20 protein-coding genes and 3 rRNA genes are annotated in these 23102 nt (G+C 67.8%); 7 read left to right on the forward strand and 16 right to left on the reverse strand.

Annotated features, from left to right (window positions below; all coding sequences use genetic code 11):
• Positions 1 to 349: 349 nt before the first annotated feature.
• Genes OHB00_RS12375 through OHB00_RS12385 form a run of 3 tightly spaced genes read right to left on the reverse strand, consistent with a single transcriptional unit; the run spans position 350 to position 2398 of the window.
• Positions 350 to 1255 carry an NAD kinase gene (locus tag OHB00_RS12375; protein WP_132889008.1) on the reverse strand — a complete coding sequence of 302 codons (906 nt, stop codon included), beginning with the start codon at positions 1253 to 1255 and terminating at the stop codon, positions 350 to 352.
• On the reverse strand, positions 1252 to 2067 hold the full coding sequence (locus tag OHB00_RS12380) for a TlyA family RNA methyltransferase (protein WP_406434186.1): 816 nt from the start codon (positions 2065 to 2067) through the stop codon (positions 1252 to 1254). The genes OHB00_RS12375 and OHB00_RS12380 overlap by 4 nt, the downstream gene beginning before the upstream one ends.
• Positions 2068 to 2074: 7 nt before the next feature.
• Positions 2075 to 2398 (reverse strand): hypothetical protein, encoded by a 324-nt coding sequence (locus tag OHB00_RS12385; protein WP_406434188.1) that lies wholly within the window; start codon positions 2396 to 2398, stop codon positions 2075 to 2077.
• Positions 2399 to 2440: 42 nt separating this feature from the next.
• On the opposite strand from OHB00_RS12385, the gene OHB00_RS12390 reads away from it, so the two are divergent.
• A complete protein-coding gene (locus tag OHB00_RS12390; protein WP_406434190.1) occupies positions 2441 to 2788 on the forward strand; it encodes a sterol-binding protein in 348 nt (115 codons plus the stop codon).
• Here the strand turns inward: OHB00_RS12390 and OHB00_RS12395 are convergent.
• The 4 genes from OHB00_RS12395 to OHB00_RS12410 form a co-directional block, all read right to left on the reverse strand.
• Positions 2772 to 3614 (reverse strand): ABC transporter ATP-binding protein, encoded by an 843-nt coding sequence (locus OHB00_RS12395; RefSeq protein WP_406434192.1) that lies wholly within the window; start codon positions 3612 to 3614, stop codon positions 2772 to 2774. The genes OHB00_RS12390 and OHB00_RS12395 overlap by 17 nt on opposite strands.
• Complete coding sequence (locus OHB00_RS12400; RefSeq protein ID WP_406434194.1) at positions 3611 to 4648, reverse strand: FecCD family ABC transporter permease; 1038 nt, start codon at positions 4646 to 4648, stop codon at positions 3611 to 3613. Before OHB00_RS12400 ends, OHB00_RS12395 begins: the two co-directional genes overlap by 4 nt.
• Positions 4645 to 5688 carry a FecCD family ABC transporter permease gene (locus OHB00_RS12405; RefSeq protein ID WP_406434196.1) on the reverse strand — a complete coding sequence of 348 codons (1044 nt, stop codon included), beginning with the start codon at positions 5686 to 5688 and terminating at the stop codon, positions 4645 to 4647. Before OHB00_RS12405 ends, OHB00_RS12400 begins: the two co-directional genes overlap by 4 nt.
• A gap of 100 nt (positions 5689 to 5788) precedes the next feature.
• Positions 5789 to 6817: an HAD-IIA family hydrolase gene (locus OHB00_RS12410; RefSeq protein ID WP_406434198.1), complete on the reverse strand. Its 1029-nt coding sequence runs from the start codon at positions 6815 to 6817 to the stop codon at positions 5789 to 5791.
• Positions 6818 to 6921: 104 nt separating this feature from the next.
• Between OHB00_RS12410 and OHB00_RS12415 the strand changes: the two genes are divergently transcribed.
• Positions 6922 to 8205 (forward strand): DUF1015 family protein, encoded by a 1284-nt coding sequence (locus OHB00_RS12415; protein WP_406434200.1) that lies wholly within the window; start codon positions 6922 to 6924, stop codon positions 8203 to 8205.
• An 88-nt stretch (positions 8206 to 8293) separates the two neighbouring features.
• Here OHB00_RS12415 and OHB00_RS12420 read toward each other — a convergent pair whose 3' ends face one another.
• Positions 8294 to 9187 carry a tetratricopeptide repeat protein gene (locus OHB00_RS12420; protein ID WP_406445749.1) on the reverse strand — a complete coding sequence of 298 codons (894 nt, stop codon included), beginning with the start codon at positions 9185 to 9187 and terminating at the stop codon, positions 8294 to 8296.
• A gap of 240 nt (positions 9188 to 9427) precedes the next feature.
• On the opposite strand from OHB00_RS12420, the gene OHB00_RS12425 reads away from it, so the two are divergent.
• Positions 9428 to 10546, forward strand: a complete 1119-nt coding sequence (locus OHB00_RS12425; RefSeq protein WP_406446374.1) for a hypothetical protein — start codon at positions 9428 to 9430, stop codon at positions 10544 to 10546.
• Positions 10547 to 10575: 29 nt separating this feature from the next.
• On the opposite strand, the gene rrf is transcribed toward OHB00_RS12425, so the two are convergent.
• The 4 genes from rrf to OHB00_RS12445 form a co-directional block, all read right to left on the reverse strand.
• Positions 10576 to 10692: ribosomal RNA gene (gene rrf / locus OHB00_RS12430) — 5S ribosomal RNA — on the reverse strand.
• A gap of 103 nt (positions 10693 to 10795) precedes the next feature.
• A 23S ribosomal RNA gene (locus OHB00_RS12435) occupies positions 10796 to 13901 on the reverse strand.
• Positions 13902 to 14194: 293 nt separating this feature from the next.
• Positions 14195 to 15719 (reverse strand): 16S ribosomal RNA (locus OHB00_RS12440).
• The 16S, 23S and 5S rRNA genes sit together here, the layout of an rRNA operon.
• 508 nt (positions 15720 to 16227) lie before the next feature.
• On the reverse strand, positions 16228 to 16878 hold the full coding sequence (locus tag OHB00_RS12445) for a DNA-3-methyladenine glycosylase (protein WP_406434202.1): 651 nt from the start codon (positions 16876 to 16878) through the stop codon (positions 16228 to 16230).
• A 142-nt stretch (positions 16879 to 17020) separates the two neighbouring features.
• Here OHB00_RS12445 and OHB00_RS12450 point away from each other — a divergent pair, with 142 nt between their 5' ends.
• From OHB00_RS12450 to OHB00_RS12460, 3 genes are all read left to right on the forward strand, one after another.
• Entirely contained in the window at positions 17021 to 17803 is a 783-nt protein-coding gene (locus OHB00_RS12450; RefSeq protein ID WP_406434204.1) for a sporulation protein, read from the forward strand.
• A 65-nt stretch (positions 17804 to 17868) separates the two neighbouring features.
• Entirely contained in the window at positions 17869 to 18408 is a 540-nt protein-coding gene (locus tag OHB00_RS12455) for a YbhB/YbcL family Raf kinase inhibitor-like protein (protein WP_406434206.1), read from the forward strand.
• A 165-nt stretch (positions 18409 to 18573) separates the two neighbouring features.
• Entirely contained in the window at positions 18574 to 19083 is a 510-nt protein-coding gene (locus OHB00_RS12460; RefSeq protein WP_406434208.1) for an HNH endonuclease, read from the forward strand.
• A gap of 138 nt (positions 19084 to 19221) precedes the next feature.
• On the opposite strand, the gene OHB00_RS12465 is transcribed toward OHB00_RS12460, so the two are convergent.
• The 3 genes from OHB00_RS12465 to OHB00_RS12475 all read right to left on the reverse strand — a co-directional run bounded on the left by OHB00_RS12465 (position 19222) and on the right by OHB00_RS12475 (position 21597).
• A complete protein-coding gene (locus OHB00_RS12465; protein ID WP_406434209.1) occupies positions 19222 to 20169 on the reverse strand; it encodes an SPFH domain-containing protein in 948 nt (315 codons plus the stop codon).
• 130 nt (positions 20170 to 20299) lie between these two features.
• A complete protein-coding gene (locus OHB00_RS12470) occupies positions 20300 to 20734 on the reverse strand; it encodes an NfeD family protein (RefSeq protein WP_406434211.1) in 435 nt (144 codons plus the stop codon).
• 71 nt (positions 20735 to 20805) lie between these two features.
• Positions 20806 to 21597: an ABC transporter ATP-binding protein gene (locus tag OHB00_RS12475; protein WP_406434213.1), complete on the reverse strand. Its 792-nt coding sequence runs from the start codon at positions 21595 to 21597 to the stop codon at positions 20806 to 20808.
• A 150-nt stretch (positions 21598 to 21747) separates the two neighbouring features.
• Between OHB00_RS12475 and OHB00_RS12480 the strand changes: the two genes are divergently transcribed.
• Positions 21748 to 22533 carry a hypothetical protein gene (locus OHB00_RS12480; protein WP_406434215.1) on the forward strand — a complete coding sequence of 262 codons (786 nt, stop codon included), beginning with the start codon at positions 21748 to 21750 and terminating at the stop codon, positions 22531 to 22533.
• 216 nt (positions 22534 to 22749) lie between these two features.
• On the opposite strand, the gene OHB00_RS12485 is transcribed toward OHB00_RS12480, so the two are convergent.
• A complete protein-coding gene (locus OHB00_RS12485; protein WP_406434217.1) occupies positions 22750 to 22995 on the reverse strand; it encodes a chaplin in 246 nt (81 codons plus the stop codon).
• Positions 22996 to 23102: the final 107 nt, after the last annotated feature.

Here is a 23102-nt window from a genome sequence, read left to right on the forward strand (position 1 = left end):
CGGGGAGCGAAGACGCCCCAAAGGGGCACAGGACTGAACCGACATGCAGCCACCACCGCGCGGACGCGACCGGCCACCTCGACACCCCGGCGGGTGGACCTGCCCAGGGGCGCGGGACCGTATCGACATACGGCCACCACCGCACGGACGCGACCGACCACCTCGACACCCCGGCGAGTGAACCTGCCCAGGGGCGCGGGACCATATCGACATACGGCCACCACCGCACGGACGCGACCGACCACCTCGACACCCCGGCGGGTGGACCTGCCCAGGGGCGCGGGGAACTGCGCGAGCAACCACGAACCACCCGCAGTCGCCGAAGCTCCCCGGCCACCCCCGCAGACCGCTAGTGCGGCGCCCCCCGCCACCCGGACACCGGCAACGCGAACTTCGCGACCAGCCGGTCCGTGAACGACGCGTGATGCAGCCGAGCCAGCCGCACGGGCACCGCCCCCCGCCGCACCTCGACCCGAGCCCCGGGCGGAAGCTCAACCGTCCGCCGCCCGTCACACCACAGCACCCCCGGCTGGATGTGCGGCAGCACCTCCACCGCCAGCACCGAGTCCGGCGAGGTCACCAGCGGCTTGGCGAACAGCGCATGCGCGCTGATCGGCACCATCAGCAGCGCCTCCACCTCCGGCCACACCACCGGCCCGCCCGCCGAGAACGCGTACGCCGTGGACCCGGTCGGCGTCGACAGCACGATGCCGTCGCACCCGAACCCCGTCACCGGCCGCCCGTCGATCTCCAGCACCACTTCCAGCAGCTTCTCGGCGCCCGCCTTCTGCACCGCCGCCTCGTTCAGCGCCCAGTCGGTGTGCACGATGTCCCCGTTGCGGTGCACGACGACGTCGACGGTCATCCGCTCCTCGACCTCGTACGCCCTGCTCACCACCCGGTCGACCACCTTGTCGAGGTCGTCCCGCTCGGCCTCCGCCAGAAACCCGACGCTGCCGAGGTTGACGCCGAGCATCGGCACCCCGGACGCGCGGGCGAACTCGGCGCCGCGCAGCAGCGTCCCGTCACCGCCGAGCACGATCAGCAGCTCGCAGCCGTCGAGGCTGTGCGGCGAGGCCTCCTCGACGAGTTCGACCTCGTCGGGCAGCGGCAGGTCGCGGGCCTCGAAATCCAGTACCCGTACCCCCACTCCGGCCGCCAGCAGCCCCTTCACCACGAGCTCGGCGCTGCGGATCGCGGCCGGCCGCCCGGTGTGAGCGAGGAGGAAAACAGTACGAGCTCGGTTCTGTGTCAACGCGGCCCCTCCGCCACTGCACGGTCAACGTCGGCCGGATCCAACTGGGGTGCGCCGGCCCGCAGCCACAGAAAGTACTCGACGTTGCCGGACGGCCCGGGCAGCGGACTGGCGGTGACACCCTTCACCCCGAGTCCCAGCTCCCACGCCTTCCCGGCAACCCCCCGCACGGCCTCCGCCCGCAGCTGCGGACTCCGTACGACTCCCCCGCTCCCCAGTCGCTCCTTGCCCACCTCGAACTGCGGCTTGACCATCATCACCAGGTCGGCGTCCGGCCTCACGCACCGCGCCAGGGCCGGCAGCACCAGCCCGAGCGGGATGAAGGACAGATCACCCACGACAAGATCCACAGGCTCCCCATCGATCGCTTCAAGCGTCAACTCGCGTACGTTCGTACGGTCCTTGACGGTGACGCGTTCATCGCTCTGCAGAGACCACGCGAGTTGGCCGTACCCGACGTCGACGGCGACGACATGCGCGGCCCCCGCGCGCAGCAGCACATCGGTGAATCCTCCGGTCGACGCACCGGCATCCAGCGCCCGCCGCCCCTCGACCACCAGGCCCTGCGGGACGAACACCGCCAGCGCGCCGGCGAGCTTGTGGCCGCCCCGGGACACGTACTCGGGATCGCTGCCGTCGCTCTGCACGACGATGGCGGCGGCGGTCTCCACCTGGGTGGCCGGCTTGGTCGCGAGGGTCTTGCCGACGGTGACCCGCCCGGCGGCGATCAGCTGGCTCGCGTGCTCACGCGAGCGCGCGAGCTTCCGGCGGACCAACTCCGCGTCCAGACGGCGACGTGCGACTCCTGCCACGGTGGGTTCAGCTCCTGCTCTGGTGGTACGACGGCGCGGGCGCCCTGTTGCCGTACGGCGGTGCGGGCGCCGGGGGTCCCGGCGGACGGGCGTCGAGCGCGGTCAGCGCGTCGCGCAGCCCCCGGTGCACATCCTCGTACATCTCCAGATGCCCGTCCGTGGCGAGGTGGTCGGCGTCGGCCAGCCGGTCGAGCTGTGCGTCGACCTCGGCGTTGCCGGTGGGGGTGCGGGGGACGTTCAGCGGGGCGGGCGCGGCGGGGTCGTAGTCGGGTTCGACGGCGGCCGCTTCCTCGGCCTCCGTCACCCGGCCCTCGGGCACGGAGTCGGTCATGCCCCGACGCTACATCGAACCGCTGGGGTACCGTCGATCGCGATGGCCACGATCGAGGAGTGCCGCGCCGCACTCGACAAGCTCTCGCACAGCATGGGCGGCACCGAGGGCGACGTCCGTGCGGCCGCCGCCATGGACCGCACGGTGAGCTGCCACATCACCGACCTGGATGTCACCTTCGCCGGCCGGCTCACCGGTGGCCGGATCGAGGTCGAGGAGACGTTCCCCGGTCCACCGCGGGAGAAGGCGCAGATCAGACTCGCCATGGCCGGCGACGACCTGGTGGCCCTGGTCGACGGCGAGCTGAACTTCGCCGGGGCCTGGGGCTCGGGCCGGGTGAGGCTGGACGCCAACCTGCTCGACCTGTTCCGGCTCAGGAAGTTGTTGTGACCCTCGCCTTCCGGGCGGCCGGCACCACCAGCGGGGTCCCCGTCTCCGGGTCGTCGATGATCTGACAGCGCAGCCCGAAGACCTCCTCGACCAGCTCGGCCGTGACGATGTCGTTCGGGGCGCCCTCGGCGATCACCTGGCCGCCCCGCAGCGCGATCAGGTGGGTTGCGTACCGGGCCGCGTGGTTGAGGTCGTGCAGCACGGCGACCAGCGTCCGCCCCTGCTCCTCGTGGAGTTCGGCACACAGGTCGAGGACGTCGATCTGGTGCTGGATGTCCAGGTAGGTGGTCGGCTCGTCGAGGAGCAGCAGCGGGGTCTGCTGGGCGAGCGCCATGGCGATCCAGACGCGCTGCCGCTGACCGCCGGAGAGCTCGTCGACGTACCGGTCGGCGAGTTCGGCGATCCCGGTCCGCTCCATCGACTCCTGTACGACCCGTTCGTCCTCGGCGGACCACTGGCGCAGGATGCCCTGGTGCGGGTACCGGCCGCGGCCGACCAGGTCGCCGACGGTGATGCCGTCGGGCGCGATGGACGACTGCGGGAGCAGGCCGAGGGTGCGGGCGACCTTCTTCGCGGGCATCGACTGGATGACCTGACCGTCGAGCAGCACCCGGCCCTGGCTCGGCCTGAGCATCCGGGACAGCGCGCGCAGCAGCGTCGACTTGCCGCAGGCGTTGGGGCCGACGATCACCGTGAAGGAGTTGTCGGGGATCTCCACCGACAGCTGCTCGGCGATGACCCGCTGGTCGTAGGCGAGGGTGACGTTCTCGGCGGACAGGCGGTTCACGGTGCTCCTCTTGCTGTCTGACTCGGGTGTCGCGCTCATATCCGGCCCGCCCTGCGCTCGGTGACGAGCAGCCACAGCAGATAGACACCGCCGAGGACGCCGGTGACCACGCCCACGGGCAGCTGGTCGGCCCCGAAGGCGCGCTGGGAGGCCCAGTCGGCGGTGACGAGCAGGGTGGCGCCCATGCAGAGGGAGGGCAGCAGGTTGGGGCCGGGCGCGCGGGTGAGGCGGCGGGCGAGTTGGGGCGCGGTGAGCGCCACGAAGCTGACGGGTCCGGCGGCTGCGGTGGCCGCCGCGGTGAGCAGGACGGCGGCCACCATCAGCAGCAGCCGCACCCGCTCCACCCGCACCCCGAGCGCGTACGACACGTCGTCGCCCATCTCCATCATCCGCAGGCCCCGCGCGTTGACGAGGACCAGCGGGACGAGGACCGCGCAGAGCGCCAGCAGCGGCCACACCTGGCTCCAGTCGCGGCCGTCGAGGGAACCGGTCATCCAGACGACCGCGCGGGTCGCGTCGACCAGGTCGGCCTTGGTGAGCAGATAGCCGTTGACCGCGGTGACGACGGCGGAGACGCCGATACCGACCAGGACCAGCCGGTAACCGTGGACGCCCTGCTTCCAGGCCAGGAGGTAGATGGCGAGGCCGGTCACCAGTCCGCCGGCCAGCGCACCGACGGTGACCTGGGCGGCGGTTCCGGACAGCAGCACGATGACGACGAGCGCGCCGGAGGTGGCGCCCTGGGAGAGGCCGAGGACGTCCGGGCTGCCCAGCGGGTTGCGGGAGATCGACTGGAACAGCGCGCCGCCGAGCCCGAGCGAGGCGCCGACCAGCAGGCCGACCAGGACCCGCGGCAGCCGCAGCTCGTTGACGATGAAGTCCTGCCCGGCGGTGCCGTTCCCGGCCAGTGTCTTCAGCACGTCACCGAAGGAGATCGGGAAGTCCCCGGTACCGATCAGCACGACACTCGCGGCGCACGCGGCCAGCAGCAGCGCGACGACCACGACCAGCGCGCGCACGTCGGCCCGCAGGGAGAGCCCGCCGGGGGTGCGCAGGGTACGCGTGTTCCTCACAGCTGGGCCGTCCTCCGCCGTCGTACGAGAAGAATGAAGACCGGCCCGCCGATGACCGCGGTGACGATGCCGACCTGGAGCTCCGAAGGGCGGGCGACCATCCGGCCGATGACGTCGGCGCCGAGCAGCAGCACGGGCGACAGGACCGTCGCGTACGGCAGGATCCAGCGCAGGTCGGGGCCGGTGAACGAGCGCACGACGTGCGGGACCATCAGGCCGACGAAGGCGATCGGGCCGCAGGCGGCGGTGGCCGCGCCGCACAGCACGGTGGCGGCGAGCATGGCGAGGGCCCGGGTGCGGCCCAGGTTGGCCCCGAGGGCGCGCGCGGTGTCGTCGCCCATCGCCACCGCGTTCAGCGGCCGGGCGAGGCCGAGGGCGAGCAGGGTGCCGGCCGCGAGGAACGGCAGCACCTGCAGGATCGTCGAGTTGCTCGCCGAGGCCAGCGAACCGACCGTCCAGAAACGCAACTTGTTGAGCGCCGCGTCGTCCGTGATCATCACGGCCTGGAGGTAGCCGTAGAGCGCGGCGCTGATCGCCGTACCGGCCAGCGCGAGCCGGACCGGGGTGGCGCCCCGGCTGCCGCCCAGGAACCACACCAGCGCGCCCACCACGGCCGCCCCGAGGAAGGCGAACCACACATAGCCGCTCAGGCTGCTGACCCCGAAGTAGGTGATGGCGGTGACGACCGCGGCCGACGCGCCCGCGTTGATGCCGAGCAGTCCGGGGTCGGCGAGCGGGTTGCGGGTGAACGCCTGGAGCACCGCCCCGGACAGCCCGAGGGCGGCACCGGCCAGCAGGCCGAGGACGGTCCGCGACAGCCGAGCGTCGACGACGACGTCGCCGTATGTCCCCGTGTCGTGGAACAGGCCGTGCCAGACCTGGTCCAGCGGCAGCTCTTTCGCCCCGATCGAGATGCTCGCCAGAGCGACGAGCAGCAGGATCACGACGGAGACGAGCAGCCCGAAGGCTCTGATCGCCCGACGGGTCGGGGGCGCGGAGGTGGTGTCCGCGCGCTGTTCGGGAGGACTGTCGACCAACACGAGGTTAGGTTAGCCTACCCTCGCATCTTCTCTCGATGCCGTGTCCCCGTTCCCCCTCGTTCCCGCTCGCAGCGCGGCAACTCCCCGGAGATACCGGGTCTCAGAGCCCCAGCCGCGCCAGTGCCTTGCCTCCGTCCAGCTCGCAGGAGCCCTCCCCGGCCGCCGTCCAGGCCGCCGCGCACAGCGCCCGCAACCCGTCGATCGACTCGCCGTCACCCTCCAGCTCCAGCCGGCCGTCCCCCGCCGTCGCCGACCAGCCACCGCACCGGAAGCCGTCACCGTCCGCCGTGACCTCCGGCTGCCCGGTGAGCAGCCCCCGGAGATCGGCGTCGACATAGGTCGGCCGGTGCTGCGGCGGCGCGGCGAGCAACTGACGCCCGTCGGTGACGCCGGTCAGCACGAGCAGCGAGTCGACCCCGCCGTTGAACGCGCCCTCGATGTCGGTGTCCAGCCGGTCCCCGACCACCAACGGCCGCTCCGCCCCCGTCCGCAGGATCGTCTCCCGGTGCATCGGCGGCAGCGGCTTGCCCGCCACCTGCGGCTCGGCACCCGTCGCGATCCGGACCACCTCCACCGCCGCCCCGTTGCCCGGCGCGATCCCGCGTCCGCTCGGGATCGTCAGGTCGGTGTTGGACGCGAACCACGGCACCCCGCGCGCGACGGCGTACGACGCCTCGGCGAACCGCCCCCACGGCAGGTCGAGACCGCCGTATCCCTGCACCACGGCCGCCGGGTCGTCGTCGGCGGACTCCACCGGCTCAAGACCCCGCTCCCGCAGCGCGACCCGCAGTCCCTCCCCGCCGATCACCAGCACCCGCGCCCCGGCAGGCACCTGCTCACTGATCAGCCGCGCGACCGCCTGCGCCGAGGTGATGACGTCGTCGGCCCCCGTCGGGATCCCCAGCTCGGTGAGGTGCTCGGCCACCGTGTCCGGCGTCCGCAGCGCGTTGTTGGTGACGTACGCCAGACGCATGCCGCCCGCGCGGGCGACCTCCAGCGACTCCACGGCATGCGCGATCGCACTGCCCCCCGCGTACACCACCCCGTCCAGATCGAGCAGCGCCGTGTCGTACGCCGTGCTCAGGGCCTGTCCGCTGCCCTCGGGACCAGTCCTGACGCCCTGGCTCATCCCCATCGCTCCCCATCGCTCCTCGTCACTCCTCGTCACTCTTCGTCCGCCCGCCTTTCACCGTCGATCATCCCGCACGCCACTGACACACGTACGATGCCGGGATGAACACTGCAGGTCACTCGGAAGCGACGGAGCGCCGAGGCCTGGAACTCACCCCGTTCCGAGGCCTTCGCTACGACCCGGACCGGGTCGGCAGCCTGGCCGCCGTCACCTCCCCGCCGTACGACGTCGTCGTACGCCCCGACGGAGTACACCACCTCCAGTCCGCCGACCCGCACAACATCGTCCGCCTCATCCTTCCCCAGGCCGGTACCCCCAGCGCCGGTACCGAACAGGCGGCCGACACCCTGCACCGCTGGCAGGCCGAGGGCATCCTCGCCGCGGATCCGGAACCGGGCCTGTACGTCTACGAGCAGCACGACGGGAACGACCTGCTCCAGCGCGGCATCATCGGCGCCCTGCGGCTCTCGGAGCCGTCCGAGGGCGTGGTGCTCCCGCACGAGGAGGTCATGCCCCCGGTCGTCGCCGACCGCGCGGCCCTGATGCGTGCCACCTCCGCGAACCTCGAACCCCTCCTGCTCACCTACCGGGGCGACGGCACGACCGCCGAGGTCGTCGAAACGGTGGCCGACCGCCCCCCGCTCCTCGCCACCACCACGGAGGACGGTTTCCACCACCGCCTCTGGTCGATCACCGACCCCGCCGAGGTGACCCTCGTCCAGTCCGACCTGGCCCACCACCAGGCCCTGATCGCCGACGGCCACCACCGCTGGGCCACCTACCTGCGTCTACGCGCGGAGCACCCCTCGCCCAGCCCCTGGGACTACGGGCTGGTCCTCCTCGTCGACACCGCCCGCTACCCGCTGCGCGTCCGCGCCATCCACCGCCTGCTGCACGGCCTGCCGGTGGCGGAGGCACTGGAGCACGTCAAGGGCCTGTTCCGGGTACGACGGCTCGACGTCCCGCTCCCGGCGGCGCAGGAGGCGCTGGCGGACGCGGCGTGCGTCGGCAACGCGTTCCTGCTGGCCGGCGACGGCGCGTTCCACCTCATCGACCGCCCGGACCCGGACCTCCTCGCCCGCACGATCCCCGACAGCCGCCCGGCCGCCTGGCGCACCCTGGACGCGACCGTCCTGCACGCCACGCTCCTCGACCACGTCTGGCGGATCCCCGAGGACTCCCCCGCGCATATCGCGTACATCCACGACACGGCGGCGACCGTCGCCAAGGCCGAGCGGGACGGCGGTACGGCCGTCCTCATGCACCCGGTCCGCGAGGAGGTCGTCCGCGATCTGGCCCGCCAGGGCGTGACGATGCCCCGCAAGTCGACGTCCTTCGGCCCGAAGCCGGCATCGGGGCTGGTGCTCCGGGCGCTCGACGTCTGAGCACGCCCAAGGGAGCCCCGAAAGCGAGAGGGCAGACCCCGCGATCGGGGCCTGCCCTCCGACAGTCACCGTCACTCGGTCACTGCGCTCAGTCCTGCTCGGAACCAGCCTCGGACTCGACGTCGGACTCGACGTCGGACTCGGCGCCGGACTCGGCGCCGGACTCGGCGCCGGACTCGGCGCCGGACTCGACGTCGGACTCGGCGCCGGTCCTGGTCTCGGCCGCTGCCTCCGTGTCCGACTCCATGTCGGCCGCGACCTCGGTCTCCTCCGGGGTCTCCTCGGCGCTCTCCTCGTCCAGAGCGTCGACGAACTCGACCCCGTCCATCTCGGCCAGCCGGTCGGAGGCGTCCGTGCTGCCGTCCCGATCCGCCTCGACGGCCTTGGCGAACCACTCCCGGGCCTCGTCGGCACGCCCGGCGGCGAGCAGGGCGTCGGCGTAGGCGTACCGCAGCCGGGCGGTCCACGGCTGTACGGAGTTGGACGCCAGTTCAGGGCTCTGCAGCGTCACGATCGCCGCGTCCAGCTGCCCCATGTCACGCCGGGCACCGGCGGCGACGAGCCGCATCTCGACCTGGCCGGCCTTGTCGAGCTTGTGCACCTCGGGGGCGCCGGCCATGTCCAGCGCCTTCTCCGGCCGTCCGAGCCCACGCTCGCAGTCGGCCATCACCGGCCACAGGTCGACGGTGCCGGTCATGCGCCGCGCGGCCCGGAACTCGGCGAGTGCCTCGGCGTACTTCTGGTTCGCGTACGCGGCGAACCCGGCCGCCTCACGGACGGCGGCGACACGGGACGCCAGCCGCAGGGCCACCCTGGAGTAGCCGTAGGCGCCCTCGGGGTCCTCGTCGATGAGCCGGGCGACCATCACCAGGTTCTTGGCGACGTCCTCCGCGAGCGTCTTGGGCAGGCTCTGCAGCTCCTGCCGTACGTCCCTGTCGATCTCCTCGCCGGTGACGTCCTCGGGGATCGGCAGCCGCTTGATCGGCTCGCGATCGCGGTCGCGGTCCCGGTCGTCGCGGCCGCGGAAACCACCGTCACGCCTGTCGTCACGCCTGTCGTCCCGGCGATCGTCACGGCGGAAGCCACCGCCGCGGTTGTCGTCACGGCGCGGGTAGCCACCGCCACCGCGACTGTCGTCACGGCGGTCGTCCCGGCGGGGGTAGCCGCCGCCGCGGTTGTCGTCCCGGCGGGGGCCACGGCCGCGGTCGTCACGCCGGTCGTCATGCCGGTCGTCCCGGCGGCCGTAACCACCGCCGCCGCCACCGCGGTTGTCGTCCCGACGGCCGTAGCCGCCACCGCCGCCACGGTTGTCGTCCCGACGGCCGTAGCCGCCACCGCCGCCACGGTTGTCGTCCCGACGGTCATCACGCCGGAAACCACCACGGTCGTCGCGGTCGTCACGCCGGAAGGCCGGACGCTCGTCACGCCGATCGTCCCGGCGGTCATCCCTGCGGTCATCACGGCGATCGTCACGCCGGACAGCGGGACGGTCACCGCGGTCGTCACGCCGGACAGCGGGACGGTCACCGCGGTCGTCACGCCGCGGACCACGGTCACGGTCATCACGACGCCCATAGCCGCCACCGCCACCGCGGTTGTCGTCCCGACGCCCGTAGCCGCCGCCGCCACCGCGGTTGTCGTCCCGACGCCCGTAGCCGCCACCGCCACCGCGGTTGTCGTCCCGACGGCCGTAGCCGCCACCGCCGCCACGGTTGTCGTCCCGACGGTCATCACGCCGGAAACCACCACGGTCGTCGCGGTCGTCACGCCGGAAGGCCGGACGCTCGTCACGCCGATCGTCCCGGCGGTCATCCCTGCGGTCATCACGGCGATCGTCACGCCGGACAGCGGGACGGTCACCGCGGTCGTCACGCCGGACAGCGGGACGGTCGCCGCGGTCGTCACGCCGCGGACCACGGTCACGGTCATCACGACGCCCATAGCCGTCCCGGTCGTCACGGCGGTCGTCACGCTGGAACCCCGGGCGGGAGCCGCGGTTGTCGTCGCGCCGGCCGTAACCACCGCCACCACCACCGCGGTTGTCGTCGCGGCGGAAACCACCACGATCGTCACCGCGCCGGTCGTCGCGACGGCCGTAACCACCGCCACCGCCCGCGCGGTTGTCGTCACGACGCGCGTACCCGCCACCACCACGGTTGTCGTCACGACGGCCGTCGCGACGGCCGTAACCACCGCGATCCCCACGGTCGTTACGGTCACCACTGTCCCGTCGCCGCTGGTCGCGCTCCGGTCGGTCGTCGGGAGAGTTGGTGGACATGGTGACTCCTGTCTTCGGTACCGCAAGCATTGTAAAAACAAAAGGACCCCTGGTCCCAGCTGAACGCTGGGACCAGGGGTCCTCCAAAGATTGTTCGGCGGCGTCCTACTCTCCCACAGGGTCCCCCCTGCAGTACCATCGGCGCTGTAAGGCTTAGCTTCCGGGTTCGGAATGTAACCGGGCGTTTCCCTCACGCTATGACCACCGAAACCCTAATGGTTTCGAGCGAACAAGCACACTCTTCAATTGTGTGTTCAGCTCTAGCCGGCAACGGTCGTTGCCTCAGAACTAACACAGTGGACGCGAGCAACTGAGGACAAGCCCTCGGCCTATTAGTACCGGTCACCTCCACCAGTTACCTGGCTTCCAGATCCGGCCTATCAACCCAGTCGTCTACTGGGAGCCTTACCCCATCAAGTGGGTGGGAGTCCTCATCTCGAAGCAGGCTTCCCGCTTAGATGCTTTCAGCGGTTATCCCTCCCGAACGTAGCCAACCAGCCATGCCCTTGGCAGAACAACTGGCACACCAGAGGTTCGTCCGTCCCGGTCCTCTCGTACTAGGGACAGCCCTTCTCAAGACTCCTACGCGCACAGCGGATAGGGACCGAACTGTCTCACGACGTTCTAAACCCAGCTCGCGTACCGCTTTAATGGGCGAACAGCCCAACCCTTGGGACCGACTCCAGCCCCAGGATGCGACGAGCCGACATCGAGGTGCCAAACCATCCCGTCGATATGGACTCTTGGGGAAGATCAGCCTGTTATCCCCGGGGTACCTTTTATCCGTTGAGCGACGGCGCTTCCACAAGCCACCGCCGGATCACTAGTCCCGACTTTCGTCCCTGCTCGACCCGTCGGTCTCACAGTCAAGCTCCCTTGTGCACTTACACTCAACACCTGATTGCCAACCAGGCTGAGGGAACCTTTGGGCGCCTCCGTTACTCTTTAGGAGGCAACCGCCCCAGTTAAACTACCCATCAGACACTGTCCCTGATCCGGATCACGGACCCAGGTTAGACATCCAGCACGACCAGACTGGTATTTCAACGACGACTCCACACGAACTGGCGTCCGCGTTTCAAAGTCTCCCAGCTATCCTACACAAGCCGAACCGAACACCAATATCAAACTGTAGTAAAGGTCCCGGGGTCTTTCCGTCCTGCTGCGCGAAACGAGCATCTTTACTCGTAGTGCAATTTCACCGGGCCTATGGTTGAGACAGTCGAGAAGTCGTTACGCCATTCGTGCAGGTCGGAACTTACCCGACAAGGAATTTCGCTACCTTAGGATGGTTATAGTTACCACCGCCGTTTACTGGCGCTTAAGTTCTCAGCTTCGCCCCACCGAAATGGAGCTAACCGGTCCCCTTAACGTTCCAGCACCGGGCAGGCGTCAGTCCGTATACATCGCCTTACGGCTTCGCACGGACCTGTGTTTTTAGTAAACAGTCGCTTCTCGCTGGTCTCTGCGGCCACCCCCAGCTCAGGAAGTAAATTCCCTCACCAGGCATGGCCCCCCTTCTCCCGAAGTTACGGGGGCATTTTGCCGAGTTCCTTAACCATAGTTCACCCGAACGCCTCGGTATTCTCTACCTGACCACCTGAGTCGGTTTAGGGTACGGGCCGCCATGAAACTCGCTAGAGGCTTTTCTCGACAGCATAGGATCATCCACTTCACCACAATCGGCTCGGCATCAGGTCTCAGCCTTGATGTGCGACGGATTTACCTACCGCACGGCCTACACCCTTACCCCGGGACAACCACCGCCCGGGCTGGACTACCTTCCTGCGTCACCCCATCACTCACCTACTGCAAGTCTGGTTCGCCGGCTCCACCACTCCCCTTTGCCCGAAGGCTCCGGGGCGGCTTCACGGACTTAGCATCGCCTGGTTCGATGTTTGACGCTTCACAGCGGGTACCGGAATATCAACCGGTTATCCATCGACTACGCCTGTCGGCCTCGCCTTAGGTCCCGACTTACCCTGGGCAGATCAGCTTGACCCAGGAACCCTTAGTCAATCGGCGCACACGTTTCCCACGTGTGAATCGCTACTCATGCCTGCATTCTCACTCGTCAACCGTCCACAACTCGCTTACGCGGCTGCTTCACCCGGCAGACGACGCTCCCCTACCCATCACAGCCTCCGTTGGGAGTATTGCTGCAATGACACGACTTCGGCGGTACGCTTGAGCCCCGCTACATTGTCGGCGCGGAATCACTAGACCAGTGAGCTATTACGCACTCTTTCAAGGGTGGCTGCTTCTAAGCCAACCTCCTGGTTGTCTGTGCGACTCCACATCCTTTCCCACTTAGCGTACGCTTAGGGGCCTTAGTCGATGCTCTGGGCTGTTTCCCTCTCGACCATGGAGCTTATCCCCCACAGTCTCACTGCCGCGCTCTCACTTACCGGCATTCGGAGTTTGGCTAAGGTCAGTAACCCGGTAGGGCCCATCGCCTATCCAGTGCTCTACCTCCGGCAAGAAACACACGACGCTGCACCTAAATGCATTTCGGGGAGAACCAGCTATCACGGAGTTTGATTGGCCTTTCACCCCTAACCACAGGTCATCCCCCAGGTTTTCAACCCTGGTGGGTTCGGTCCTCCACGAAGTCTTACCTCCGCTTCAACCTGCCCATGGCTAGATCACTCCGCTTCGGGTCTTGAGCGTGCTACTGAAACGCCCTGTTCGGACTCGCTTTCGCTACGGCTACCCCACACGGGTTAACCTCGCAACACACCGCAAACTCGCAGGCTCATTCTTCAAAAGGCACGCAGTCACACCACAAGGATGCTCCCACGGCTTGTAGGCACACGGTTTCAGGTACTATTTCACTCCCCTCCCGGGGTACTTTTCACCATTCCCTCACGGTACTATCCGCTATCGGTCACCAGGGAATATTTAGGCTTAGCGGGTGGTCCCGCCAGATTCACACGGGATTTCTCGGGCCCCGTGCTACTTGGGTGTCTCTCAAACGAGCCGTTGATATTTCAGCTACGGGGGTCTTACCCTCTACGCCGGACCTTTCGCATGTCCTTCGCCTACATCAACGGTTTCTGACTCGCCCTGCCGCCGGCAGACGACAGAAGAGAGATCCCACAACCCCGTATACGCAACCCCTGCCGGGTCTCACACGCATACGGTTTGGCCTCATCCGGTTTCGCTCGCCACTACTCCCGGAATCACGGTTGTTTTCTCTTCCTGAGGGTACTGAGATGTTTCACTTCCCCTCGTTCCCTCCACACTGCCTATGTGTTCAGCAGCGGGTGACAGCCCATGACGACTGCCGGGTTTCCCCATTCGGAAACCCCCGGATCAAAGCCTGGTTGACGACTCCCCGGGGACTATCGTGGCCTCCCACGTCCTTCATCGGTTCCTGGTGCCAAGGCATCCACCGTGCGCCCTTAAAAACTTGGCCACAGATGCTCGCGTCCACTGTGCAGTTCTCAAACAACGACCAGCCACCCATCACCCCCGGAAGAAACCGGAGTTCACTGGGGCCGGCATCGAGGGACACTCGTTCCCTCAGACACCCAACAGCGTGCCCGACACGTTCCTCATCCAGACTCACGTTCCACGCCGAAGCAGTACTGGTGATCCATCAAAGTTACCGTGCCGAGTAGTCAACGTTCCACCCATGAGCTGACCACCGTCGGACGTTTGCCGACGTAGTGGCTCTGGCTGCCTTTACGGCAGCTAGATGCTCCTTAGAAAGGAGGTGATCCAGCCGCACCTTCCGGTACGGCTACCTTGTTACGACTTCGTCCCAATCGCCAGTCCCACCTTCGACAGCTCCCTCCCACAAGGGGTTGGGCCACCGGCTTCGGGTGTTACCGACTTTCGTGACGTGACGGGCGGTGTGTACAAGGCCCGGGAACGTATTCACCGCAGCAATGCTGATCTGCGATTACTAGCGACTCCGACTTCATGGGGTCGAGTTGCAGACCCCAATCCGAACTGAGACCGGCTTTTTGAGATTCGCTCCACCTCACGGTATCGCAGCTCATTGTACCGGCCATTGTAGCACGTGTGCAGCCCAAGACATAAGGGGCATGATGACTTGACGTCGTCCCCACCTTCCTCCGAGTTGACCCCGGCGGTCTCCCGTGAGTCCCCAGCACCACAAGGGCCTGCTGGCAACACGGGACAAGGGTTGCGCTCGTTGCGGGACTTAACCCAACATCTCACGACACGAGCTGACGACAGCCATGCACCACCTGTACACCGACCACAAGGGGGCGCCCATCTCTGAACGTTTCCGGTGTATGTCAAGCCTTGGTAAGGTTCTTCGCGTTGCGTCGAATTAAGCCACATGCTCCGCCGCTTGTGCGGGCCCCCGTCAATTCCTTTGAGTTTTAGCCTTGCGGCCGTACTCCCCAGGCGGGGAACTTAATGCGTTAGCTGCGGCACCGACGACGTGGAATGTCGCCAACACCTAGTTCCCACCGTTTACGGCGTGGACTACCAGGGTATCTAATCCTGTTCGCTCCCCACGCTTTCGCTCCTCAGCGTCAGTAATGGCCCAGAGATCCGCCTTCGCCACCGGTGTTCCTCCTGATATCTGCGCATTTCACCGCTACACCAGGAATTCCGATCTCCCCTACCACACTCTAGCTAGCCCGTATCGACTGCAGACCCGAGGTTAAGCCTCGGGCTTTCACAATCGACGTGACAAGCCGCCTACGAGCTCTTTACGCCCAATAATTCCGGACAACGCTTGCGCCCTACGTATTACCGCGGCTGCTGGCACGTAGTTAGCCGGCGCTTCTTCTGCAGGTACCGTCACTTTCGCTTCTTCCCTGCTGAAAGAGGTTTACAACCCGAAGGCCGTCATCCCTCACGCGGCGTCGCTGCATCAGGCTTTCGCCCATTGTGCAATATTCCCCACTGCTGCCTCCCGTAGGAGTCTGGGCCGTGTCTCAGTCCCAGTGTGGCCGGTCGCCCTCTCAGGCCGGCTACCCGTCGTCGCCTTGGTGAGCCACTACCTCACCAACAAGCTGATAGGCCGCGGGCTCATCCTGCACCGCCGGAGCTTTACAACCCGGGAGATGCCTCCCAGGCTCATATCCGGTATTAGACCCCGTTTCCAGGGCTTGTCCCAGAGTGCAGGGCAGATTGCCCACGTGTTACTCACCCGTTCGCCACTAATCCCCACCGAAGTGGTTCATCGTTCGACTTGCATGTGTTAAGCACGCCGCCAGCGTTCGTCCTGAGCCAGGATCAAACTCTCCGTGAATGCTTCTCACGGGAGCGGAACAGGCCGGAGGAATAATCCGACCGTTCACAGCGTCCTCGCTGTATTTTTCTTCAAAGGAACCTCGACCATCGGACAGTGTCCGACGGACGGGGTATCAACATATCTGGCGTTGACTTTTGGCACGCTGTTGAGTTCTCAAGGAACGGTCGCTTCCTTTGTACTCACCCTCTCGGGCTTTCCTCCGGGCTTCCCTTCGGTCTTGCATTTCCGACTCTATCAGATCCTTTCGGCGTCCGATTCCCGGTCGGCGGGATTGTCTTGAGGCTTTCCGGCTTCCGCCTGTCGGCCTTTCGACATTCACTACGTTAGCCGATTCCCGCCGGGACTCATAATCGAGTTCCGTGAGTTCGAATTCGGGCATGCAGGCATGCCGAAGTCGACCCCGTCAGGGGAAATCGCAGGTAGTGGGTGGCCGCTTCCGGCTGCTGGCGATTGCCGTACCCGGTTCAAGCGGCTCGGGCTACATTACGCACCTTCCAGGGACGCGTCAACTTGAGCGGCGCCTGGGGACGTGGGCCCGATAGGGACTCACGGTGGGGTCGTTGGCGATCCAGTAGCGCCAGGGGTGCGCGTCACCATTGCCGCCCTCGCCGGCGACCCCGGTGCGCGGACCGTTGCGTACCTGGTCGGACGGGGCGGGCGAGCCGGCCAGTATCCGCAGCGGTGTCCCGCCGGCGGCGCAGGCGTCCGTGCCGTCCATGGCTCGGTCGACGCCCAGGGCGGTGGCCAGGCGGGCAGGCCCTTTGGCCAGTTCTCGGTCATATCGGGCCGAAAGTCGACGTTTACGTGCGAGCTCGGCACCCTCGATGATCTCGCCGGCGCGGAGCAGGACCGCGCTCGCGGTGCCCTCCGGACCACAGACGAGGTTCATGCAGAACCACATGCCGTAGGTGAAGTAGACGTACACGTGTCCGGGCGGACCGAACATCACGTCGTTGCGGGGGGTGCGGCCGCGATAGGCGTGCGAGCCGGGGTCGTTCGGGCCGTCGTACGCCTCCACCTCGGTGAGGCGCACCGCGATCGGACCGTCCGGTGTGGTGCGGACGAGGATGCGACCGAGGAGGTCGGGGGCGACCTCCAGTACAGGTCGGTCGAAGAAGTTCCTGGGGAGTGGCGTACGGTCCGGGGGCGCGATCATGGCGTCCGAGCCTAGTCCAGACCGGGGACGCCAAGGGCTGGTCAAGGATTCGTCAGCTTGCCAGGGTGTGGACCGGAACCGGTCGGGACCGGATCGCGTTTGTAGGGATCAAGGGTCCGTACGTAGTAAGTAGAGGAGTGTCATGGGGTTCAAGAAGCTGCTCGCGAGCCTGGGGGCCGGTGGGGCGTCCGTCGAGACGGTGCTCACCGAGGTGAACGTCGTACCGGGCGGTGTCGTCCAGGGCGAGGTGCGGATCCAGGGCGGCTCGGTGAACCAGGAGATCCAGGGGCTGTCCGTGGGGCTCCAGGCGCGGGTCGAGGTCGAGAGCGGCGACGAGGAGTACAAGCAGAACATCGGCTTCGGCAAGGTGCGGCTGGGCGGTGCCTTCGAGCTTCAGGCCGGGGCGGTGCACGCGGTGCCGTTCGGGCTGGAGATTCCGTGGGAGACGCCCGTCACGATGATCGACGGGCAGGCGCTGCGCGGGATGAACATCGGGGTGACCACCGAGCTGGAGATCGCGCGTGCCGTCGACTCCGGGGATCTGGACCCGATCAACGTGCACCCGCTGCCCGCGCAGAAGGCGATCCTGGACGCCTTCATCCAGCTGGGCTTCCGCTTCAAGAACGCGGACCTGGAGAAGGGGCACATCCGGGGGACGCGGCAGACGCTGCCGTTCTACCAGGAGGTCGAGTTCCACCCGCCGTCCCAGTACCGGGGTCTGAACCAGGTCGAGCTGAGCTTCGTGGCGGACGCGCACGCCATGGACGTCATCCTCGAAATGGACAAGAAGCCCGGTCTGTTCAGTGAGGGCAGCGACACCTTCCGTTCGTTCCAGGTGGGACTGCACGACTTCCACGGGACCGACTGGGCGGCGTACCTCAACCAGTGGCTGTCCGAGGTCGGCAGCAAGCGCAACTGGTTCTAGGCTCGGGAACTGCGGATTCCGTAACGGGTTCCGTAATCGATCAGTATCGATCAGGAGGTACCGAGGTGACCGAGCTCAAGCGGCGGCCGCTCCCCCATGACTTCCATCCGCCCGTCCCGTCGTTCACGGTGACGAGCGAGGACATCGAGGAAGGGGCGACGCTCAAGGACGCTCAGGTCTACGCCAAGGGCAACACCTCGCCGCAGCTGCGGTGGGAGGGCTTCCCGGCCGGGACCAAGAGCTTCGCCGTGACCTGCTACGACCCGGACGCCCCGACGGGCAGCGGGTTCTGGCACTGGTCCGTGTTCGACATCCCGGGCTCGGTGACCGAGTTGCCGGCGGGCGCGGGCAGCGGCAAGTTCGAGGGGCTGCCCGAGGGCGCGGTGCAGGTGCGCAACGACTACGGGTCGAAGGACTTCGGCGGTGCCGCGCCGCCGCCCGGGGACGGGCCGCACCGGTACGTCTTCACGGTGTACGCGGTGGACCAGGAGAAGCTCGGTCCGGACGCCGACGTGTCGCCTGCCGTCGTCGGGTTCAATCTGCGGTTCCACGCGATCGCGCGTGCGCAGCTCATCGGGGAGTACGAGAACCCCGGGCAGGGCTGACGCCGCGCGCGAAATCAGCTGAGCGTTCATAGAACGTTTGCCCGCCTCTGGTCATGGAAGTGATCAGAGGCGGGCAGTTTTATTGCGTTGTCCATCTCGGCGCGCCCGTCCAGAGTTGATCCAAGCCCGCCGGGGGTGGGCAGGTGCACATGGGAGGTGGGCTGGATGCGTGACACGCTGGTGCTGAACGCGAGCTTCGAGCCGCTGTCTACGGTGACGTTGAACCGCGCCGTTGTTCTGGTGCTCCAGGACAAGGCCGTCGTCGAGCAGGCCCACCCCGAACTGCGCATGCGCGGTGCGGATGTGGACATACCCGCGCCTCGGGTGATCAGACTCTGCAGGTATGTACGGGTGCCGTTCCGGAGACAGGCGCCCTGGTCGAGGCGGGGGGTGCTGGTCAGGGACCAGCACCGGTGCGCGTACTGCGGGCGGCGGGCGACCACCGTGGACCATGTGGTGCCTCGGGCCCAGGGCGGTCAGGACTCCTGGCTGAACACGGTGGCCTCGTGTGCGGAGGACAATCACCGGAAGGCGGACCGGACGCCGGAGCAGGCGGGGATGCCGTTGCTTCGGAGGCCGTTCGAGCCTTCGCCGCAGGATGCGATGCTGTTGGCCATGGGGGCCGAGGATCTGGCGGCCTTGCCTGAGTGGCTGGCGGGGGATGTGGCCGCCTGAGAGAGTGCCTGGTCCCGGTCGTTCGGCGACTGCGGCTGTGGCTGATCGCGCCCACGCGGCGGAGCCGCATATCAAATGCAGCCCCGCGCCCCCAGGAACAAGAAGGTGGGCGCGGGGAACGTTGGTTTTGAGGCGCCTCTAGTCGATGTTCGGCTTTTCCCTGCGCTCCTGGGCCGGGACGTTGCCACCGCCGTTCGAACCGCCGCCGCCCAGGGAGCCGAAGTTGCCCATCGCACCGGAGAGGCCCTTGAGGGCGTCGCCGATTTCGCTGGGGACGATCCAGAGCTTGTTGGCGTCGCCCTCGGCGATCTTCGGGAGCATCTGGAGGTACTGGTAGGAGAGGAGCTTCTGGTCCGGGTCGCCGGCGTGGATCGCCTCGAAGACCGTACGGACCGCCTGCGCCTCGCCTTCCGCGCGCAGTGCCGCCGCCTTGGCCTCACCTTCGGCGCGCAGGATCTGGGACTGCTTCTCGCCCTCGGCGGTGAGGATCGCGGCCTGGCGCGTGCCTTCGGCGGTGAGGATCGCGGCGCGCTTGTCGCGGTCGGCGCGCATCTGCTTCTCCATCGAGTCCTGGATGGAGGTCGGCGGTTCGATCGCCTTGAGTTCGACGCGGTTGACGCGGATGCCCCACTTGCCGGTGGCCTCGTCGAGGACGCCGCGCAGGGCCGCGTTGATCTCCTCGCGGGAGGTCAGGGTGCGCTCCAGGTCCATGCCGCCGATGATGTTGCGGAGCGTGGTGACGGTGAGCTGCTCGATGGCCTGGATGTAGCTGGCGACCTCGTAGGTGGCCGCGCGGGCGTCCGTCACCTGGTAGTAGATGACGGTGTCGATGTTCACGACCAGGTTGTCCTGGGTGATCACCGGCTGCGGCGGGAACGGTACGACCTGTTCTCGCAGGTCGATGCGGTTGCGGATGGTGTCGATGAACGGGACCACGATGTTGAGGCCCGCGTTCAGTGTCCGCGTGTAGCGGCCGAAGCGCTCGACGATGGCGGCGCTCGCCTGTGGGATGACTTGGATCGTCTTGATCAGGGCGATGAAGACCAACACCACCAGAATGACCAGGACGATGATGACCGGTTCCATCGTCGCTCCCCGTACCCTTCTCCGCCTCGGCGCTTCGGCAGATCTTATGGTTGTTGAAGATCTTGCTGGATGAGTCTGACAGACGCACGCGCAACTCGGGGACTCTTCTGTTCAGTTGAGTCTTTCGAGGTCAGATGACAATCGCGGTGGCCCCCTCGATCTCCACGACGTCCACTTCCTGCCCCACTTCGTAGGCGCGGTCCGGGTCGAGGGCGCGCGCCGACCAGATCTCACCGGCGAGCTTGATCCGTCCGTCCGCGCCGCCGTCGACGCGTTCGAGTACGACGGCCTGTTTGCCCTTCAACGCGTCGACGCCGGTGGCGAGTTGCGGGCGCTGGGCGGCGTGCCGGTTCGCGATGGGCCGTACGACGGCGATCAGCGCGACCGAGACGACGACGAAGACGAGCACCTGGATCACGGTGCCCGCGCCGAGTCCGGCGGTACCGGCGGCGGCCACGGCGCCGACCGCGAACATGCCGAATTCCGGCATCGCGGTCACCACGAGCGGAATCCCGAGGGCCGCCGCGACGACGAGCCACCACACCCACGCGTCGATGCTGTTCACACAGTCATGGTAGGGCCGGGGGTGCCGACCCCGACAGTGCGCTTTGCCGGGTGAGAAACCGTCAGGCTACGTCAGGACAGGGGCAGTCCGTGGGCGGTCCAGCGGTCGCCGAGCTGTTCGACGACGAGCGGGAGGCCGAAGCAGAGGGAGAGGTTGCGGGAGGTGAGTTCGAGCTCCAGCGGGCCGGCGGTGAGGACCTTGCCCTGACGGATCATCAGGACGTGGGTGAAGCCGGGGGCGATCTCCTCGACATGGTGGGTGACCATGATCATGGAGGGGGCGATCGGGTCGCGGGCGAGCCGGCCGAGGCGACGGACCAGGTCCTCGCGGCCGCCGAGGTCGAGTCCGGCGGCGGGTTCGTCGAGGAGGAGCAGTTCGGGGTCGGTCATCAGGGCGCGGGCGATCAGGGTGCGCTTGCGCTCGCCCTCGGAGAGGGTGCCGAACTTCCGGTCGACGTACTCGGTCATGCCGAGGCGGTCGAGGAAGGCGCGGGCGCGCTGCTCGTCGACCTCGTCGTACTCCTCCTGCCAGTGGGCGGTCATGCCGTAGGCGGCGGTGAGCACGGTCTCCAGGACGGTCTGGCGCTTGGGGAGCTTCTCGGCCATGGCGACGCCGGCCATGCCGATGCGCGGGCGCAGGTCGAAGACGTCGACCTTGCCGAGGGTGTCGCCGAGGACGGTGGCGGTGCCGTTGCTGGGGAAGAGGTAGCTGGAGGCGACGTTGAGGAGGGTGGTCTTGCCGGCGCCGTTGGGGCCGAGGATGACCCAGCGCTCGCCCTCCTTCACCGACCAGGAGACCTGGTCCACCAGAGCCCGGCCCTCCCGGACCACGGATACGTCCTGAAGCTCCAGAACATCGCTCATGAGCGCGTTGTCTCCCCTTGCAGTGTCGCCGTTCTCGGCTGTCGCGTACGCCTGTGGCCCGGGCGGCGGCGCCGGTGGGCGCGGCCTTTATGAAATCTACGCCACGAGTGCGGCGCTCCATTCCATCGGTCCGGTCCTTAGGGTGGACGCATGCTTTCGGAACCGCGTTCAGGACGCCTCGCCGCTTGGGGAAATGCCCTTTTGGCCGGACTTGTCTCTCCGGATGACGCCGTGCTCGCCGTCGTCGGCGAGGACGCGGTGCACCGGGTGGAGGGGCTGCCCGGTGAATCCGCTCCGGTCGGGCTCACGCTGGCGCTGGGGCGGCTGCGGACGCTGGGGGCGACCGGGCTGCGGGTCGCGTTGCCGGCGTCGGGGCATCCGCTGGGGCTGAGCGGGCCGCCGGAGTTCAACGCACGGGCGCTGGAGGCGGAGGAGGCGGTGATCTGTCACGGCGCCGCGTTCGGGCTGGTGCCGGAGGTGTACGAGGCGGGACCGGCCGGTGATGTGCATGTCGAGGTGGTCTGGCATGTGCTGCCGGTACGGGAGGCGCCGCCGGCCGACGTGCCGTCGCTCGGTGAGGCGGAGCGGGAGCTGGCGGAGGCGCTGCGGGACGCGACCGATGTCCTGTCGAAGCTGGACGTCGCGGGGTCGGGGCCGGTGGCGGAGGCGGCGATCGACGCGTACCGGGCACGGGCCGAGCGGGGTCGGGAGGTGCTGGCGCCGGGATATCCGCCGCGGGCGGTGCGGGTGCTGGAGCTGGCGCAGCGGGTGGGGCTGCTGGTCTCGCTGGCCTATGAGAACGGGCACGGCGCGGCGGTGAGCGCGTCGGAGATGGCCGCGCGGTCGCTGGCGCTGCGGCCCGTGGAGCGGACGGCTCGACGGGCGCAGGTCGCGGCGTACAACTCCGTTGTGGAAGAGCGTGAGCGAGGGCGCTGAGCGCTTCGCTGGAAGGGCCGCGAAGTGCCACGGGATGTCGTTGGTCGTCTGCGGCGCCGTCGTGGCTGGTCGCGCCCACGCGGCGGTAGCGGCAGATCCGACTACGCCCCGCGCCCCTTCGGGGGCGCTGCCCAACCGGGCGCTGGGCGCAAAAGCCGACCGGCCTTCCGGGGGCGCCCGGAAGGCCGGAGGTCGATGCCGCCGTGCGGCGCGGTCTCAGTGGTTGAGGCCGAGGTTGCCGAAGGCGGGGTTCAGCACGCCGACGACGTTGATGCTGTTGCCGACGACGTTGACCGGAACGTCCACCGGGGCCTGGATGACATTGCCCGAGACGACGCCCGGAGAACCGTGGGCCGCGCCTGCCGCGGCGGCGCCGGTGTGGGCGGAGGCCATGCCCGCGCCGGCGGCCACGATCCCGCCGGCCACCATCGTCACGGCCGCTGCCTTCTTCAGGTTCTTCACTTCTTGAGCCCTCCTTGGCGATCGCCACGGCGTTCGCCGCAGCACGCCCTGAAGAACGGCGGCGGCCGCCAGAGGATGCGCCGTCCGGGTGACATTCCCACGACGGT

Origin of the sequence: Streptomyces sp. NBC_00631, from assembly GCF_045206895.1 — a bacterium.
Classification (GTDB): domain Bacteria; phylum Actinomycetota; class Actinomycetes; order Streptomycetales; family Streptomycetaceae; genus Streptomyces.